The sequence below is a fragment of the Bacteroides reticulotermitis JCM 10512 genome, assembly GCF_000517545.1.
Taxonomy (GTDB): Bacteria; Bacteroidota; Bacteroidia; order Bacteroidales; family Bacteroidaceae; genus Bacteroides; species Bacteroides reticulotermitis.
This window is the reverse complement of sequence record NZ_BAIV01000016.1, coordinates 100726-118932: the sequence shown is the minus strand read 5'-3', so window position 1 is coordinate 118932 and position 18207 is coordinate 100726. Positions and strand designations below refer to the sequence as shown.

The following is an 18207-nucleotide window of genomic DNA, read 5'->3' as shown; positions in this document are numbered from 1 at the left end:
GTTGTTAATGCTTCAAGTATAGGCAAAAATTGTATAATATATCAGAATGTTACTATTGGTAGTCGAAACTTGAAAGAGCCTATAATAGGTGATAATGTTGTAATTACAGCTCATGCAATACTTCTTGGTGATATTAAAATTGGCAATGGCTCAAAGATTGGACCTGGTGCGGTCGTTGTGAAAGATGTGCCTGGAAATGCGGTTGTAGTATCGCCATCTCCTATCATTATAAAACAAGATAACGAAAAAGTTAACATCGTTCTTAGTTAAACTTATTTCTGATATGAAGAAAACAATATACTGGATAACAGCCGATTATTTTATTGACGTAGATTTCTTATTAGTTCCATATTTACAAAAGCATTCTGATTTAGATATAGAATGGATTGTATTGCAAGGCTCTAGAAGCAACATAGATATTTTGGAATCTCTAAATTGTAGAAAGTACAAACTGAGATATAGATATAAGGACCCGAGAATTGTTTTAGACTATGCTACTATTTTTAAAGAGATAAATGAAAAGAATATAGATATTATTTATTCTGATTACTTGGGAACTCCCTTCTATTATCCTGTACTGTTTACATATTCTAAAAAGATACCAGTTATTCATGCAGCTCATAACGTAATTCCTTATCAAGGTTGGCCAAATAGAAGATTGATGACTTGCTATATCAATTACATTTTTAGAAAAAATCACTATTTTCAGATATTCTCTAAGCATTTAACTTCTTTCTTTGAGGAAAAATATCCAGAAAAATCAGTGTTTTATTGCCCTATGACTGTAAAAGGCTATGGTGATGTGCAAACATCTAAATATCGAATAGATAAAAGTAAAACTAATCTATTGTTCTTCGGCAATATAAAAAGTAATAAGCGTTTGGATTTATTGATTGCTGCTATTAAGATGCTTTCTGAAGAAAGTAAATCGAAGATTCATTTAACTATAGCTGGTAAGTGTGAAGAAATTGCAAAATACACTTCACTTATATCTGATTGTGAATGTATCAGTGCTTATCTCAACCGAATTGATGATAGAGAGATTGCAGAATTATTTACTAAGCATGATTTTTTGGTTCTTCCCTATGAAGAAGTAGCACAAAGTGGGCCTCAGATGATTGCTTATTATTACAATTTGCCTGTTATAGCTAGTAATATTAATGGATTTAATGAGAAGATCGTAGATAAAGTGAATGGTTTTTTGTTTGAGGTTAATAATATTGAATCACTAAAAAAAACAATAAAGCAAGTGATTGACTTATCAGAAACGCAACGCGATACTATGAAAAGGAATTTGCGACAATATATAAATGATAATTATAGTTTGGAATGCATTGCCTTGCAGTATCTAGAGTATTTTAAAACAATTCGGTCATGTTAAAGTCATACCTGAAACAATCTAAGCTTGTTTTATTCTTTAGAATTTTTCACGAAAAATTGTATGAAATAAAACTCTATGCTAAATTTATTGCTAACGGAAAGAGATATAAGGATCCTATAAAATTACGCACGGATTTGATGATAAGAACGCATGCGATAGAAAAGGGTATGTCAATGGGCAGTATGAAAGTGGGATTTGGAAGGCCTAAAGTTTTATCATTAATTAATGATTTGCAGCATTTTGTGGAAATTAATGGAGATGTCGAATTTGTAGAAGAATCTGTTTCTATTATTAATCAATATCTCATTTTTAATGAAAAAAATGGTGCTGATATGCAGGAAGTGAGAGATCATCTAGATCGTTTGTGCGAGCGAAATTGTATTATTCCACAACCCTCTTTTGGTGGTATTCTGAATTTGGATTTTTCGGAAACTAAGCGACTTTCTTTACTCGATTTTGGCACTTTTTCTCAGTCGCGTTATTCTATTCGCGATTTCTCGGATATTCCGATAGATTTAGAAATTATAAAATCGGCATTAAAACTATGTGAAAGGACGCCTTCAGCTTGTAATAGACAGAGTTGGAGGATATACGTTTTTTGTAGTAACTCAAAAAGATTAAAACTATTTAATTTGCAAGAAGGATGTAAGGGGTTTTCTTCGAAAATGCAATATGGTATTCTGGTGTGTGGAGATTTAAGTAGTTATAATATAAATGAACTTCATCAGGTATATGTGGACGGTGGATTATATGCGATGAACTTAATGTATGCTTTACATTACTTAGGCGTAGCAAATATCCCTCTGACAATGGGACATAAACAAAAGTATATTAATAATATTAAGAGACAATTGAATATCCCTGAGAATGAAATCCCAATTGTACTTATTGGCGTTGGTAGCTATAAAGAAAAATATAAAGTAGCTGTTTCACATAGGACTGATTATATGAAGTATACTCAATTTATATAGAGGAAAGAACAAAAATGAAAATAGGAATATTGACTTACTATGGAGATTTAAACTGCGGAACTAATTTACAAGCTTACGCTACTATGTTGGCTATTCGTAGGAAATTCCCATTGGCTTTAGTTGAAATTATAGATTTCCATGGTTTCAAGCAAGATATTAAGCCTTACAAGACTGATATGACTTTGGCAACCCTTTACAATGATGCGGCTAGAATATTGAAATATCGAAGATTTGTTAGAAGGCGGTTGGAAGTTTCCCGAGAATACATTATAAGAGATGTACAAAAAGCACTTGACCATATCCAATCTAAACAATATGATTGCATCTATGTGGGAGCAGATACATTATTAGAATTAGATAGGCTGCCTAATACTTATGATGGTTTATCTTCTTATTGGCTGTCCTCTCAAGTTTTAGCAAATAAATATTTATTGGCTGCTTCTGCTAAAAACGTTAGCTATGAATTACTCTCAGAAATACAGAAAAAGAAAATGAGGGATACTATTCTATCCTATTCTGGTATATCAGTGAGAGATATGGCTACTATGCGCTTAATTAGCCATTTTATTCCAAAAGAGAAGATAGACTTAATTGCCGACCCAACGTTTACCTTGGATATTGATTACAATCATGTCGAATCTTATATACGTAGCAAAAAAAAGTATGATTTTGATCAGCCGATAATTGGATTTCATACTTTAAAAGATGATTTATGGGCAAAAGAGGTAGCTTTTCAATTGAAAAATAAAGGTTATAAAATAGCCTCTCTGCGACCTGCGCATTGGGCTGATTATATTTTAAATGATATGTCTCCTCTAGAACAGTTGGGTATTTATAAATATTTTAAATGCATGATTACTCATCGTTTTCATGATAGCATTTTTGCAATAATAAATAATACTCCAGTTGTCAACTATTCTCCCGACCTCACTTTTGCTAATAATAAAGGTGAATCTAAGCATGAGGATCTTTTAAAGCTTTTTGGACTAAAGGATTCTTGTTTTATTGAAAATCGCACTCAAATGACTGCTGTTGCCATAATTGAGAAGATAATATCCAGTATTGATTATTTTACTTCTCATTTGCTTGAAATACAAGAGAAAAGAATACAACTAAGGGAAGAGTATTACAATTTTCTAGATAAAACTATATCCTCATGAGGTAAATTAGTTTAGAGTGATTTGATTATTATTAGAAAGGAATATAGGCGGATTGCGAGTTGTATTTGTTTATGCCAGAAACAAGTGTTATTCTGTTCAGAAATAATAGATTCGGAATTGAAAGATAAAGTTTTTATAGCTATTTATATAAGATAATAATCATGAAAATAAGTATGTATTGTCTTTCTTATATTTTGAGGATTACCATCTTCAAAGAATTACAGAATTTAATTTCATATAAAAACTCGGTGGAATATAATAAAGAAAATTGAACTGAAAAATAAGAATGAAAAGTAGTTTTATATTATGAAAAACATATATCAATGGTCGAAATTGTAACAGAAGAGTTGTCGAAAAAAATTCTTTTTCTTGGCGTCTCTAAAAAGACCAAGGGAGGGATGACTGCAGTACTTGTCTCATACGATAAATATATAGAGAAAATGCGCTTTATTCCAACATGGAAATTAAGTAATAAACTAGTGAAGATATGTTATTTTCTCCAAGCAGTGGTTAGGGTATGTTGGCTTTGTCTTTTGGATAGAGATATTCAAATAGTTCATATTCATGGGGCTGCAAATGCTTCGTTTTACAGGTGTAAAATATTCATAAAGTTGGGGAAAACTTTCCGCAAGAAAATAATTCTACATGAACATGCAGCTGATTTTGCGACTTTCTATGAAGATTCGAGAGAAAAACAGATGATTATTGATACCATTAATACTTGTGATTATTTAATTGTATTATCGTATTCGTGGAAAGATTATTTTGTCTCAATTGGCGTTCGAAAGGATATAATAGAAGTTTTGAATAATGTTATTTCTCCTCCTATATTGCAACCTACTTCGCGCATAGATAATAGGTTGCATTTGTTGTATCTAGGGGAAATTAGTAAACGTAAAGGAGGTTTTGACTTATTGCAGGCACTATCTGATAATAAGGGCTATTTTAAAGATAAAATTATGCTCCGATTAGGGGGAAACGAAGTCGATGGTGATATTAGAACTTTTATTAAAAAACATGAACTATCCTCTTTTATAACTTATGAAGGTTGGATTTCAGGGCAAAAGAAAGTTGATTGTTTAAATTGGGAAGATGTTTATATATTGCCTTCCTATAATGAAGGCCTTCCCGTTGCAATATTGGAAGCTATGAGTTATAGTCACCCTATTATTGCTACACCTGTCGGTGGAATATCAGAAGTGGTACATTCTGGAGTGAATGGAATATTGATAGAACCGGGAAATTTAGTACAAATAGCGGATGCACTAAAGCTGTTTATTGAGCATCCAAATTTGATTTCTGAGTATGGGAAGGAAAGTTTTCGAATAGTTCAACCTTATTTCCCTGAAAATGTTTTTAAACGGTTGATTTCTATCTATAACTCTTTGTTGCATTAGTTCCTTGTTTCTTATATAACCTAATTATGGCTGAAAATGTGGTTCGAGTATTGAATGTGAACATATGTTCTATTACTCAAAAAGAACTTTTGAATAACCTGAGAAAAGGTTTTATGGTGACCCCAAATATTGATCACTTGGTTAAACTCCAGAAAGATAAAGAATTTTATAATGTATATCAGCAAGCTGATTGGGTTGTTTGTGATAGTAAAGTGCTATATCTAATGTCAAAACTTCTTAAGGAAACATTGCCAGAAGCAATTCCAGGATCCAGTTTTTTTACAGCATTTTATCAATATCATAAAGATAATGAAAACTGTAAGATCTTTCTTTTAGGGGCTGCGAAGGGAATTGCTATAAAAGCAATGGCAGAAATAAATAAAGCCATTGGAAGAGAAATTGTAGTAGGCGCTTTATCACCCTCTTATGGCTTTGAGAAAAATGAAGTGGAGTGTAATATAATTATTGATATTATTCGGAATTCAGGAGCTAATGTATTACTCGTTGGAGTAGGGGCACCTAAACAAGAAAAATGGATTGCTAAATATAGAGAAAAACTTCCTGAAATAGAACTATTTATGGGATTAGGAGCTACAATTGATTTTGAGGCAAAAACACTCAAACGAGCTCCAGTATTTTGGCAAAGAATAGGATTGGAATGGTTATTTCGTTGTATAAAAGAGCCTAGGAGGCTTTTGAAAAGATACTTTGTTGATGACATGAAGTTCTTTTATTACTTCGGAAAGCAATTATTCGGAAAATATGAAAACCCTTTTGAATAGATAATCTTAACTGCATTATACTTAGAAAATAGATCACTATGCTAGAAATCAAACGATTTAATAAAATATTGATGTTTCTTATTCTCTTTGGAGACATCATTTTGCTAAATTTACTCTTTGCCTTTTTTATCGTTTGTTTTGGTGAACGCTTTTGGGCACAAGGGTATATATCTCCTTCGCATGGAGCCGTACTTATGACACTTTGCTATGCCGTTTGCACAATGCAGACCGGTGTGGTGCTTCATCGTCCGGTGATTCGCATAGAACAGATTGTGACTCATGTATTTCGGAATATGATTCTTTTTGCGCTTCTTTCGATCACTTTGCTCTCTATTAGTCATTGGGCAGGGGTGCCTTCGTTGATTACTATTCTGTTTTATTTGGTCTATGGATTGGTGAATGTACTTTATCGAATTGTATTTCGCTATTTCCTGAAGATTTATCGTCGGAAAGGAGGCAACAGAAGGGGAGCGGTTTTAGTGGGAGCTCATGAGAATATGCAAGAACTGTATCATGTCATGACGGATGATATTACTTCAGGGTATCACGTATTGGGCTACTTTGATGATTTTCCTTTCCCACAATACTCGGAGAAGATTGAGTATCTAGGTCAGCCACATGAGGTGATTGCTTTCTTGGAGAGACACCGCGGGCGAGTGGAGCAGGTTTATTGTAGTTTGCCATCGGCACGTAGTGAGGAGATTGTGCCAATTATCAACTATTGCGAGAATCATTTGATACGTTTCTTTAGTGTTCCTAATGTGAGAAACTACTTGAAACGAAGGATGTGGTTTGAATTGCTGGGGAATGTACCGGTGCTTTCAATTCATCGCGAACCATTAACTATGCCTGAGAACCGAATATTGAAACGAGCCTTTGATGTGGTTTGTTCTCTTTTATTCATTTTTACCTTGTTTCCTTTTATATATCTGATTGTAGGAGCTGCTATAAGGCTGAACTCTCCCGGACCGATTTTCTTCAAACAAAGGAGGAGCGGAGAGGATGGACGAGAGTTTTGGTGCTATAAATTCCGATCGATGCGGATGAATAAGGATAGCGATGTACTACAAGCTACGGAAAATGACCCGAGAAAAACGCGCGTTGGTGAGTTTATTCGGAAGACGAGTATTGATGAATTACCACAATTTATTAATGTATTGAAAGGAGATATGTCAATTGTCGGACCTCGGCCACATATGTTGAAACATACAGAAGAATATGCAAGGTTGATTAATAAGTTTATGGTACGTCATTTTGCGAAACCAGGAATCACGGGATGGGCACAAGTGAGTGGTTTCCGAGGAGAGACCAAGGAGCTCTGGCAGATGGAAGGGCGAGTGATGCGCGACATCTGGTATATTGAGAACTGGACATTTGTTCTGGATCTTTATATAATTTACCGTACAGTTCTTAATGCTCTACGCGGAGAGAAAGAGGCATATTGATAGAGAGACTAAAAATGAAATAATAATAATTACATATAATTTGTTATGAGAAAAGTGAATCGATTACTCTGTTTTTTACTGGTTTCTTTTTTGTTGGCTGCTTGTCAGTCGTATAAAAAGGTTCCTTATCTGCAAGATGTGGAAGCGGTTACTCAGGCAGGACAACAAGTGCAGCTGTACGATGCCAAGATCCTGCCTAAAGACTTGCTGACAATTGTTGTCTCTTGTTCAAGTCCAGAATTGGCTGCTCCTTTTAATTTGACAGTCGCTACACCTACCAATATGGCAACGAATTACGCAACCACGCAGCCGGTATTACAACAGTATCTGGTAGATAATGATGGAACAATCAAGTTTCCGATATTGGGTGAGTTGAAGATAGGCGGATTGACCAAACATCAGGCAGAACAGTTGATTGTGGATAAGTTGCAGCCATTTATCAAAGATACTCCTATTGTGACGGTTCGCATGGTGAATTATAAAATATCCGTGATTGGAGAGGTGACTCGTCCAGGTACATTCACAATCACAAATGAGAAAGTAAACCTGTTGGAAGCCTTGGCCATGGCGGGTGATATGACGGTTTATGGTATTCGTGACAATGTGAAACTGATCCGGGAAGATGCCAATGGCAGACAGGAGATTGTTACGTTAGATCTGAATAAAGCCGAAACGATTCTATCTCCATACTATTGGCTGCAACAGAACGATATTATTTATATAACACCTAATAAGGCTAAGGCACGAAATTCAGATGTGGGTACGAGTACAAGTTTGTGGTTCTCGGCGACTTCTATTCTAGTTTCTGTTGCCAGCTTATTAATTAATATTTTAAAATAACTGCAAGAAACATCTATGAGTTTATAATAAACTGTAGTGACGTTTATTATAAATGATGACAGCGTTTATTATAAACTTTCAAGACCGCTTAAAATAGAAGAAGGGGATGCACATTTCAATGCATCCCCTTCTTTCTTTTAGAATATTGCCTTTAATCGAAGAAGCTTTTAAACTTCTTGAATATCTTTTCTTTCACGGAAGTACTAGGTTGAAAATTGTCCGAAGACTCTAATTTTTCAAGCGTACTCTTTTCTTCTTTAGCGAGTGTTTCCGGTACATAGATACTAACATTGACAAGTAAATCACCCGTGCCGTAGCCATTAACATTGGGTAGGCCTTTGCCACGGAGACGAAGCACCTTACCCGGCTGTGTACCCGGTTCGATCTTTACTTTTACTTTATTGTCTATTGTCGGAATCTCTACAGCTCCACCTAATGCGGCTGTGGGGAAACTGAGCAGTAAATTGTAGATCAAGTCATTGTCATCACGAATTAAATCCGGATGTTGTTCTTCTTCCACCAAGATGAGTAAGTCGCCCGGTACTCCGTTATGCTTACCGGCATTGCCTTTACCACTCATCGAGAGCTGCATGCCTTCTGCTACTCCGGCAGGTATCTTAACCGTTACAACTTCTTCACCGTATACAATACCGTCGCCACCACACTTCTTACATTTGTTTTTGATGATCTTTCCTTCACCATTACATGTAGGACAAGCGACACGAGTTTGCATGGTGCCTAGAATGGTTTGTTGATTGCGGATTACCGAACCACTTCCCTTACAAGTCTGACAAGTTTCCGAACCGCTGGTACCTTCGCACCCGAACCGTGACAATGGTCACAGGCTACATATTTCTTAAGTTTAAATTTCTTTTCTACTCCCGTTGAGATCTCTTTGAGGCTAAGTTTCACTTTCACACGAAGATCACTTCCCCGATAGCGGCGTTGCTGAGAACCTCCGCCACCAAATCCACCGAAGCCTCCGAAACCTCCACTATGGCCTCCGAAGATATCGCCAAACATGGAGAAAATGTCATCCATAGACATTCCCTGTCCGCCGAAACCTCCGCCAAATGGGCCACCATTGCCTGCAGCACCACTCATGCCAGCATGTCCGAACTGATCGTAGCGGGCACGTTTGTCCGCATTGCTCAGAACATCATAAGCTTCAGCTGCTTCCTTGAATTTTTCTTCAGCAGCTTTGTCGTCCGGGTTTTTATCCGGATGATATTGAATTGCTTTTTTACGGTAGGCTTTCTTTATTTCTTCTACTGTGGCTTCTTTCGTCACCTCCAGCACCTCATAGTAATCTCTTTTATCTGCCATCTTACTTTTTTGTCGATTTTGATAGTTAATTTGTAAGCTTGAAGTCTGTGGAGATTATTCTCCTATCACCACTTTAGAGTGACGGATGACTTTGTCGTTCAGTGTGTATCCGTTTTGAACACAATCCAAAATTTTACCTTTTAGCTCTTCACTCGGAGCAGGAACAACAGCGATTGCATCGTGATAATCTGTATTCAAAGGTTGATCTTTGGTTTCGATCATTTTTACGCCATTTTGTCCCATAACAGCAATAAACTTATTGTAGATCAATTCCACGCCTTCTTTCACTGCGGTTACATCAGTAGCCTTTTCCATCGTTTGAATGGCGCGTTCAAAGTCATCGAGAATAGGTAGAATACTGATAATGCTTTTTTCGCCGCCATTCAGTATCAATTCCGCTTTCTCCTTCATGGTACGTTTACGGTAATTGTCGAATTCTGCGGATAACCGGAGATACTTGTCTTTTTGCTCTTCGATATCTGCTTGAGCTTGTTCGAGATCTTTAGCCAATTGCTCTTCTGCCGTTAGGGGAGTCGCTTCTTCTGCCGGTTCATTTAATACTTGTTCTTCAGTCGTATACTGAGTCTCTTCTGCATTCAGTTCTTCTTCCCTTACTTTTTGTTCTTTTGGATCCATATCTTATTCTTATTTTTTATTCTTGTTAATGGTGCAGACAAAAACTTTGCCAAGTTGGCTGTTTTGCCAAAAAACGTTGCAAAGGTAACACTTTTATGTCAGATTGGCACATTCTCCATAGCTCATAATTCATTTAAAATACCTACCTTTGCACCCTCAATTGGTAAATAGTAAAAGTAGAATAGAAAAATAGATAAAAGAAGATGATTACAGTTTCAAATCTTTCAGTCCAATTTGGTAAAAGGGTGTTGTTCAATGATGTGAACATGAAGTTTACCAGTGGTAACTGTTATGGTATAATTGGTGCGAATGGTGCTGGGAAGTCAACCTTTCTTCGCACGATTTATGGTGATTTGGACCCTACTACGGGAACAATTACTCAAGGACCTGGTGAACGCTTATCCGTGTTGAGCCAGGACCACTTTCAATGGGATTCTTTTACAGTAATGGATACTGTAATGATGGGGCACACCGTGCTTTGGGATATCATGAAGCAACGCGATACGCTATACGCTAAAGAAGATTTTACAGATGAAGACGGAATGAAGGTGTCTGAACTGGAAGAACGCTTTGCCGAATTAGACGGATGGAATGCCGAAAGTGACGCAGCTATGCTCTTGAGCGGTTTGGGAGTAAAAGAAGATAAGCATTATACATTGATGGGCGAGTTGAGTGGTAAGGAGAAAGTTCGTGTGATGCTTGCACAAGCATTATACGGTAATCCGGATAACCTGCTTTTAGATGAGCCTACCAATGACTTGGATATGGAGACCGTAATGTGGTTGGAAGATTATCTGGGAAATTGTGAACATACGGTATTGGTTGTAAGCCACGACCGCCACTTTCTGGACTCAGTATGTACCCATACGGTAGATATTGATTACGGAAAAATCAATATGTTTGCCGGTAACTATAGTTTCTGGTATGAGTCTAGCCAGTTGGCACTTCGTCAGCAGCAGAACCAGAAGGCAAAGGCCGATGAGAAGAAAAAGGAATTGGAAGAGTTTATTCGTCGCTTTAGCGCTAATGTGGCGAAGAGTAAACAAACAACCAGCCGTAAAAAGATGTTGGAGAAGTTGAACGTTGAAGAGATTAAACCGTCTTCACGTAAGTATCCGGGAATCATCTTTACGCCGGAACGTGAACCGGGTAACCAGATTTTGGAAGTATCGGGATTGTCAAAGAAGGCAGAAGACGGTGATGTATTATTCAACGACGTAAACTTTAATATAGAGAAGGGTGATAAGGTCGTATTCTTATCACGGAATCCGCGAGCTATGACAGCTTTCTTCGATATTATTAACGGAGAGGTAAAACCGGATGCTGGACGCTATGACTGGGGAGTGACGATCACAACAGCTTATTTGCCATTGGATAATACCAACTTCTTCAACTCGGATCTGAATTTAGTGGATTGGTTAGGTCAGTTTGGTGAAGGGAATGAAGTTTATATGAAAGGCTTCTTGGGCCGTATGCTATTCTCCGGTGAAGAGGTGTTGAAAAAGGTAAGTGTACTTTCAGGAGGCGAGAAAATGCGTTGTATGATTGCTCGTATGCAATTGCGTAATGCAAACTGTTTGATTCTGGATACGCCGACCAACCACTTGGACTTAGAATCTATTCAAGCTTTCAACAATAACCTGAAAACGTATAAAGGGAATATCTTGTTTTCATCACATGACCACGAGTTTATTCAGACGGTGGCAAACCGTATCATTGAATTGACGCCGAACGGTATCATTGATAAGATGATGGAATATGATGAATACATCACTTCTGATCACATCAAGGAGTTGAGAACCAAGATGTACGGAGATAAATAAATGGATAGAATGACCTGAAGAACTCAGGTTGTGAGTATATAAAAAAGTGAATAGGAAACTTATAGAAGCCATCGGCTTACCATAGTTTCCTATTCACTTTTTCTTTTGTCTATCGTATATTCTTATTTGTAGATTAGTCTGCTAGGACCTTCGGTGCCAAAAAGATTATCACCCACAGTCGTGATTTTGTTTCCCAATGCCACAACCCTGCGAAGGTTATCACATCCCATAAATGCACCGAATTCAATGGCGGTAACACTTGCCGGAAGTTCTAATGTGCCTGTAAGACGTCCACAGTTACTAAATACCCGTTGGCCGATAATTTTAAGATTGTGTGGTAATTGAATATTTAGCAGATACTTCTTTTGCGAAAAGGTGAAGTCGGGTATAGCTGTTGCATTGGTACGCGAAATATTAACCGAAACTAAATTAGGCATATAATCTCGTATTAATTTAAAATCAGCATTATCCAATTTACCTTCTATCGTCAGGAAGTTAATATCTTTGGGTTGTAGTCCGGCTTTCATTACTTCGTCTTCCAACTTACCCATCATTCCCACTTGTATATTGCTACTGTCGGTTCTCCTTCGATGAAAGCAAAATTCTGCCATCTGTCTTTGATACGATAAGCATCGCTGCTACCCAGCGGAACGAAAACAGCGGTAATGCTATCAGCCAATGCTTCGGGCAATAGATTGGGGGGAGTCTTTTTACGGAGTTGACAAACCTTGAGATTCTCGCATCCCTTGAATGCAGCATCTTCAATATTCTTTATTTTCTCAGAAAGAATTACTTTCTCAAGCGTCGTTTTACCTTTCGTTACGCCATCGATAATGTCGGAAAAAGCATATGCAGGAATAAAGTTAGCCATATAGATATAAAACTTACCATTGGGATAAGTCCCGGACTTTCCGGTATACATTCTGATGTCGGCATTAGAAATGTCTAATACTTTAAGGCTGGCAAATTCATTACGGAGATGCTTGAAGTCTTCAGCGTTGATTTTCCCTGTTAGTGTGAGGTGCGTGACACTGTTGGCTTCCTCTTCGGTCATCATGGAGATTAGTGTTCCGGGTTTTGCAACAAAGTAGGTTTTACTTACTTGTGCAGCTGCTTGCAGCGTGCCTGTTGCCAACAGAAAACTAATCAGTAATTGTTTTAATTTCATGGTTATGCAGAATTGTTCAGACAAATATATGAAAAATAGAGGATATATGTTTTTTTTCATGTTTTATAGCTAAATTTGCTATGTGATTAACAATTATAAAAATGGGACAGGACGAAATTAGAACCGAAAAACACAATAGGGGACTTTCTGTATGGGGGGCTGTCTTGCTGTTTGTGGCAGGATTCTTATTGTTTACAGCATTGTATACTACAATTGCTTTTGAACTTTTACCTTGGATAGTAGGAAAGGAAGTTCAAAACGATGGATTGATTCCATACATAATGATAGAAGGTAGTATGTTGCTGGCGGTACTCACTCCCGCTGTTATACTGCTTCGTCTGGAGCGTCGTCCTTTTTCCGATTTAGGTTTGGGATTGAAAGGACACTCCATCGGATTACTTTATGGTACTTTGTGTGCTGTATTATTATACGCCATCGGTTTTGGTTGGTCTTTGTTGGCCGGATCTGTAGAGATTAGAGGGATTCACTTCGATTGGCAAGCTTTGGGAGCTTCATGGTTTTTCTACTTATTAGTTTCGCTAACGGAAGAATGCTTGGTACGTGGTTTTATCTTGGGACATTTGTTGCGTACCCGTTTGAATAAATTTCTATCTCTGTTGCTTACATCCTTACTGTTTGGCGCATTGCATCTGACTAATCCTAATATCGCTTTCTTGCCTATGCTCAATCTGGTGCTTGCAGGAATTCTATTAGGTTCTTCTTTTTTATATACGCGGAATTTATGTTTTCCCATTGCACTCCATTTGTTCTGGAATTGGATACAAGGCCCTATTCTGGGATACGAGGTAAGCGGCAATAAGTTCACGACTTCTATGCTTTCTTTGCATCTGCCGGAAGAAGATTTAATAAACGGAGGAGCTTTCGGTTTTGAAGGTTCTCTCGTCTGCACCGTCTTGCTCTTAATATTTATACCTTTAATTATATGGTGGGGAGAAAAGCGGGAAGCGATCGCTAATGTCTAATTAAGAAGATAGATCGAAATGGAATCGAATCATTGCGACAGTCTTTTTGAGATTATAACTGTCGCAATGAAAGATAGAAAATCTATTTATTCCTGTGGAACACCCACCATTGAGAGTTGGATACGTTTTCGATCGTTATCTACACTTATGATTTTAACCATGACATGTTGATGGATGGAAACAACCTCTGTAGGGTCGGAGATAAAACGGTCTGCCAATTGAGAAAGGTGTACGAGTCCGTTTTCTTTAATTCCTATATCTACAAATGCTCCGAAGTTAGTGATATTTCCTACGATACCCGGCAGAATCATTCCTTCGTGAAGATCGTTGATGGTACGTACATTTTTGTCGAATTCAAACACTTTAATACTCTTACGAGGGTCGCGGCCCGGTTTATCCAGTTCTTGTATAATATCCTGTAGAGTAGGCATGCCAACGGTAGGAGTGATATAATTGGCAATGTTGATTTTCCGGCGGAGTTCTTTATCGGCTATCAATTCAGCTACGCTACATTTCAGGTCTTTAGCCATTTGCTCTACAATGTGGTAGCTTTCCGGATGTACAGCTGTGTTGTCTAATAGGCTCTTACCCTGCGGGATACGTAGAAAACCGGCACATTGTTCAAAAGCTTTAACGCCCATGCGGGGAACTTTCAATAATTCCTTTCGCGAATCAAAAGCTCCATTCTCAGCGCGATAGTTTACTATATTCTGAGCCAGTTGAGGTCCTAACCCCGATATATATGTAAGTAAGTGACTACTGGCGGTATTCAGGTTAACTCCCACCAAGTTCACACAATTCTCGACAGTCTGGTCGAGAGCTTTCTTCAGTTTTGTCTGATCTACATCGTGTTGATATTGCCCTACACCAATTGATTTCGGATCTATTTTTACTAGTTCGGCAAGCGGATCCATTAGTCTTCGTCCGATTGATACTGAACCTCGTACGGTCACATCATAATCAGGGAACTCATCACGTGCGGTTTTGGAGGCAGAGTATATGGAAGCTCCCTGTTCGCTAACTACAAATACCGGAATTTGTCGGTCGAATGTTTGGCGGTTAATGAAGTCCTCAGTCTCCCGGCTGGCTGTACCATTGCCAATACAGATGGCCTCGATCTCGTAAGCTTCAATCATTTTACGTAGTTTTGAAGCAGCTTCGGAGGTCTTGTTTACAGGAGGGTGGGGGTATATATTCTCGTTATGCAACAAGTTACCTTGAGCATCCAAGCAAACAACCTTGCAGCCTGTACGGAACCCCGGGTCGATAGCTAATACCCGCTTTTGTCCTAACGGAGGAGAGAGAAGCAGTTGGCGAAGGTTCTCTGTGAATACGCGAATTGCTTCTTCGTCAGCTTTCTCCTTGGCTTGTGCAGCAAATTCGGTTTCTATGGAAGGTTTTAGTAATCGTTTGTAAGCATCGGCAACAGCTTCTGCCACTTGGCGTCCGCATTCGTTATCGTTGTGTACATACTGACGCTCCAAGCGTTCAACGCATTCTTCGTCTACCGGACTGATGGAGACTTTAAGCAGACCTTCCGACTCAGCACGACGGATGGCTAGTAAACGGTGCGATGTACAACGCTTCATTGATTCGGAAAAATCAAAATAGTCTTGATATTTAGCAGCCTCTTCTTCTTTTCCTTTAACTACTTTGGCTGTAATTATAGCTTGGCGATTGAATTGGTTACGAAGCATGTTGCGAGAACGTTCATCCTCGTTTACTTGTTCGGCAATAATGTCGCGGGCACCTTTAATGGCATCTTCCACGTCTTTTACTTCTCCTTTGACAAAAGAGGCAGCTCGGGCAGCCAAATTATTTTCACGCTGCACCAATAAGAGTATAGCTAGCGGCTCCAAACCTTTTTGGCGTGCTGCTTCCGCACGTGTTTTGCGCTTAGGCTTATAAGGAAGATAGATGTCCTCGAGTTCGGTTGGCGTCCATGTATTAGAGATTCGGTTTTTGATCTCGGCAGTTAATTTACCTTGTTCATCAATCGTTTTAAGGATTGTTTCTTTTCGTTTGGCTATATCGGAAAGCTTGTCGTTTTGCTCCTTTATTTGTTCTATTTGTACTTCGTCCAGCCCCCCGGTTACTTCTTTTCGATAGCGGCTGATGAATGGAATAGTGGCTCCTTCTTCCAGAAGTTGGAGCGTGCTCTTTATTTGTTTTTCGGGTATTCCCAGTGAGCTGGAAATCATTTGATAAAATAGTACCATATTTTTTTGCAATAAGTGAACGACAAAAATAGGCATAATAATGTTACTAACTGGCAACTTTTACTATATTTGCACATCGTATTAAGAGTAAACTATTAAACGAATGAAATATGTCGTTCCATACAAGAAGTATATTATCTCTGCTTATCATAGTTCTTGGGATCTCGTATCCTTCTAGAATCAGTGCCGGTATTTCCGATCATAGACCCATCCTCATTGTTTGTTCATATAATCCTGCTGCCCATCAAACATCCATTGCTATATCGGATTACATGGAGGGATATCGCAAGTTGGGAGGGAAGCGGGATATTGTTATTGAAAACTTAAATTGCAAAAGCTTTGCGGAAGCTTCCCGGTGGTCGAACGCTTTAAAACAAATCCTGTCGAAGTATAGTGAAAAAACTTTGCCTATACAGATTATTTTATTCGGTCAGGAAGCTTGGGCTGCTTATCTTTCCGTGCGTGACTCTATTCCGGTTAAGGTTCCGATCATGTGCAGCTTGGTTAGTAATAATGTGGTGGTATTGCCGAAAGACTCGACCGCCCTGTTAGATACGTGGATGCCGGAGTCTTTAGACTTTCTATCAGGCGATATCAAAGTTCCGGAGTTGCGTGCCGGATTTATGAATCAATATGATATCGATGGTAACATACGAATGATTAAGAGTTTCTATCCGAATACCCGGCACATTGTATTTATATCGGATAACACGTACGGAGGGGTTACGATGCAAGCTTTAGTGCGTAAAGAGATGAGGAAGTATCCTGATCTGGAACTGGATCTGCTTGATGGACGCAGGCATACGATTTATACAATTGTAGATGAACTGCGTAGCCTACCGAAGAATTCGGTTGTTCTCATTGGTACATGGCGCATTGATAAGAATGAAGGCTACTTTATGCGAAATGCTACCTATACCATGATGGAAGCCAACCCAACAGTTCCAGTGTTTACGCCTTCCTCAGTAGGGTTGGGATATTGGGCTATTGGCGGGGTGATACCCGACTACACCCGATTGGGTGAAGATATGGCAAAAGCTTCTATCAACATAGATAAGCATCCTGAAGATACAACCACTCATCTCAATATGATTAAGAGTAAGGCTGTGTTGGACAGTGAGAAAGTGAAGGAACTTCAACTTGATGTTCATGCTCTTCCTTTTGGAGTGACCTTGGTCAACCAACCTGTTTCGTTCTACGAGCAGTATACCTATCAGATTTGGGCTGCTATGATTGCTTTTGCTGCTTTAACGTTGGGCTTGTTTGTCTCGTTGTTCTATTATATTCGAACGAAGCGATTGAAAGACCGATTGTTGGACTCGGACAAAGAGTTGCGAATAGCTAAAGATAGGGCTGAAGAGTCCAATCGTTTGAAAAGTGCCTTTTTGGCTAATATGAGCCATGAAATACGTACTCCATTGAACTCCATAGTCGGTTTCTCTGAAGTTTTAACTGCAGAGGGAAGTACGATGGAAGAACAAAGATTGTACTCGCGCATCATTCAAACAAACTCTGAAATGTTGCTTCGCTTGATTAATGATATTTTGGATCTTTCGCGGCTGGAAGCCAATCGAGTGACATTGAACTGGGAAGCCTGTGATGTGATTCAGATTTGCGAACAGGTGATATCTTTAATCAGTGTATCTCACCAAACCGGAAATCGCTTTTTGTTTACGAGTCAATATACCGAGTTTCTTATGAGTACCGACGTACAACGCCTGCAACAAGTTTTGATTAACTTACTATCGAACGCTGATAAGTTTACGGAGAATGGAACGGTTACATTAGAATTTGCGATTACAGATGAAAAAGCCGTCTTTTCGGTGACAGATACAGGCTGCGGCATTCCGAAAGAAAAACACAGGCAAGTGTTCGAGCGGTTTGAAAAGTTGAATGAATATGCTCCCGGTACCGGGTTGGGACTCTCTATTTGTCAGTTGCTGGTACATAAGTGGCATGGAGAAATATGGATTGATGAAGCCTATACAGGTGGAGCGCGTTTTATGTTTTCACATCCTTTATCCGCAGAAAAGCCTGAAATAAATTAATATTTTCTTCAGCAAGTGTTCCAATAGG

13 protein-coding genes and 2 pseudogenes are annotated in these 18207 nt (G+C 38.4%); 11 read left to right on the top strand and 4 right to left on the bottom strand.

Going from position 1 to position 18207, the window contains the following annotated elements; genetic code table 11:
• From JCM10512_RS11365 to JCM10512_RS11330, 8 genes are all read left to right on the top strand, one after another.
• On the top strand, positions 1-270 hold a 270-nt coding region (locus JCM10512_RS11365), incomplete at its 5' end, for a serine O-acetyltransferase (RefSeq protein ID WP_044163144.1).
• Positions 271-283: 13 nt separating this feature from the next.
• On the top strand, positions 284-1381 hold the full coding sequence (locus tag JCM10512_RS11360) for a glycosyltransferase family 4 protein (protein ID WP_044163142.1): 1098 nt from the start codon (positions 284-286) through the stop codon (positions 1379-1381).
• A complete protein-coding gene (locus tag JCM10512_RS11355) occupies positions 1375-2352 on the top strand; it encodes a nitroreductase family protein (protein WP_044163140.1) in 978 nt (325 codons plus the stop codon). The genes JCM10512_RS11360 and JCM10512_RS11355 overlap by 7 nt, the downstream gene beginning before the upstream one ends.
• Before the next feature lie 14 nt (positions 2353-2366).
• Positions 2367-3512, top strand: coding sequence for a polysaccharide pyruvyl transferase family protein (locus tag JCM10512_RS11350; RefSeq protein ID WP_044163138.1), 1146 nt, complete (start codon positions 2367-2369; stop codon positions 3510-3512).
• A 323-nt stretch (positions 3513-3835) separates the two neighbouring features.
• Positions 3836-4909 (top strand): glycosyltransferase family 4 protein, encoded by a 1074-nt coding sequence (locus tag JCM10512_RS11345; protein ID WP_044163136.1) that lies wholly within the window; start codon positions 3836-3838, stop codon positions 4907-4909.
• 26 nt (positions 4910-4935) lie between these two features.
• Complete coding sequence (locus tag JCM10512_RS11340) at positions 4936-5691, top strand: WecB/TagA/CpsF family glycosyltransferase (RefSeq protein ID WP_044163133.1); 756 nt, start codon at positions 4936-4938, stop codon at positions 5689-5691.
• A 38-nt stretch (positions 5692-5729) separates the two neighbouring features.
• A complete protein-coding gene (locus JCM10512_RS11335) occupies positions 5730-7136 on the top strand; it encodes an undecaprenyl-phosphate glucose phosphotransferase (RefSeq protein WP_044163131.1) in 1407 nt (468 codons plus the stop codon).
• Positions 7137-7181: 45 nt separating this feature from the next.
• Complete coding sequence (locus JCM10512_RS11330) at positions 7182-7976, top strand: polysaccharide biosynthesis/export family protein (protein WP_044163129.1); 795 nt, start codon at positions 7182-7184, stop codon at positions 7974-7976.
• 151 nt (positions 7977-8127) lie between these two features.
• On the opposite strand, the pseudogene dnaJ reads toward JCM10512_RS11330, so the two are convergent.
• Positions 8128-9302: pseudogene (gene dnaJ / locus JCM10512_RS11325) on the bottom strand (molecular chaperone DnaJ).
• Positions 9303-9356: 54 nt separating this feature from the next.
• On the bottom strand, positions 9357-9938 hold the full coding sequence (locus JCM10512_RS11320) for a nucleotide exchange factor GrpE (protein ID WP_044163126.1): 582 nt from the start codon (positions 9936-9938) through the stop codon (positions 9357-9359).
• A 203-nt stretch (positions 9939-10141) separates the two neighbouring features.
• Between JCM10512_RS11320 and JCM10512_RS11315 the strand changes: the two genes are divergently transcribed.
• The gene (locus tag JCM10512_RS11315) at positions 10142-11761 is read left to right on the top strand and encodes an ABC-F family ATP-binding cassette domain-containing protein (RefSeq protein ID WP_044163124.1); all 1620 of its coding nucleotides are present in this window, start codon (positions 10142-10144) and stop codon (positions 11759-11761) included.
• A gap of 122 nt (positions 11762-11883) precedes the next feature.
• On the opposite strand, the pseudogene JCM10512_RS11310 reads toward JCM10512_RS11315, so the two are convergent.
• A pseudogene (locus tag JCM10512_RS11310) lies at positions 11884-12929 on the bottom strand (leucine-rich repeat domain-containing protein).
• A gap of 101 nt (positions 12930-13030) precedes the next feature.
• On the opposite strand from JCM10512_RS11310, the gene JCM10512_RS11305 reads away from it, so the two are divergent.
• A complete protein-coding gene (locus tag JCM10512_RS11305; protein ID WP_044163122.1) occupies positions 13031-13912 on the top strand; it encodes a CPBP family intramembrane glutamic endopeptidase in 882 nt (293 codons plus the stop codon).
• Between the two features lie 86 nt (positions 13913-13998).
• Here JCM10512_RS11305 and JCM10512_RS11300 read toward each other — a convergent pair whose 3' ends face one another.
• Positions 13999-16131 carry a Tex family protein gene (locus tag JCM10512_RS11300; RefSeq protein ID WP_044163120.1) on the bottom strand — a complete coding sequence of 711 codons (2133 nt, stop codon included), beginning with the start codon at positions 16129-16131 and terminating at the stop codon, positions 13999-14001.
• A 110-nt stretch (positions 16132-16241) separates the two neighbouring features.
• Here JCM10512_RS11300 and JCM10512_RS11295 point away from each other — a divergent pair, with 110 nt between their 5' ends.
• Positions 16242-18179, top strand: a complete 1938-nt coding sequence (locus tag JCM10512_RS11295; protein ID WP_081741290.1) for a sensor histidine kinase — start codon at positions 16242-16244, stop codon at positions 18177-18179.
• Positions 18180-18207: the final 28 nt, after the last annotated feature.

Coding starts and splice junctions, on each gene's coding strand:
- JCM10512_RS11360 (WP_044163142.1), top strand. CDS start 284: ATGAAGAAAACAATATACTGGATAACAGCCGATTATTTTATTGACGTA.
- JCM10512_RS11355 (WP_044163140.1), top strand. CDS start 1,375: ATGTTAAAGTCATACCTGAAACAATCTAAGCTTGTTTTATTCTTTAGA.
- JCM10512_RS11350 (WP_044163138.1), top strand. CDS start 2,367: ATGAAAATAGGAATATTGACTTACTATGGAGATTTAAACTGCGGAACT.
- JCM10512_RS11345 (WP_044163136.1), top strand. CDS start 3,836: ATGGTCGAAATTGTAACAGAAGAGTTGTCGAAAAAAATTCTTTTTCTT.
- JCM10512_RS11340 (WP_044163133.1), top strand. CDS start 4,936: ATGGCTGAAAATGTGGTTCGAGTATTGAATGTGAACATATGTTCTATT.
- JCM10512_RS11335 (WP_044163131.1), top strand. CDS start 5,730: ATGCTAGAAATCAAACGATTTAATAAAATATTGATGTTTCTTATTCTC.
- JCM10512_RS11330 (WP_044163129.1), top strand. CDS start 7,182: ATGAGAAAAGTGAATCGATTACTCTGTTTTTTACTGGTTTCTTTTTTG.
- JCM10512_RS11320 (WP_044163126.1), bottom strand. CDS start 9,938: ATGGATCCAAAAGAACAAAAAGTAAGGGAAGAAGAACTGAATGCAGAA.
- JCM10512_RS11315 (WP_044163124.1), top strand. CDS start 10,142: ATGATTACAGTTTCAAATCTTTCAGTCCAATTTGGTAAAAGGGTGTTG.
- JCM10512_RS11305 (WP_044163122.1), top strand. CDS start 13,031: ATGGGACAGGACGAAATTAGAACCGAAAAACACAATAGGGGACTTTCT.
- JCM10512_RS11300 (WP_044163120.1), bottom strand. CDS start 16,131: ATGGTACTATTTTATCAAATGATTTCCAGCTCACTGGGAATACCCGAA.
- JCM10512_RS11295 (WP_081741290.1), top strand. CDS start 16,242: ATGTCGTTCCATACAAGAAGTATATTATCTCTGCTTATCATAGTTCTT.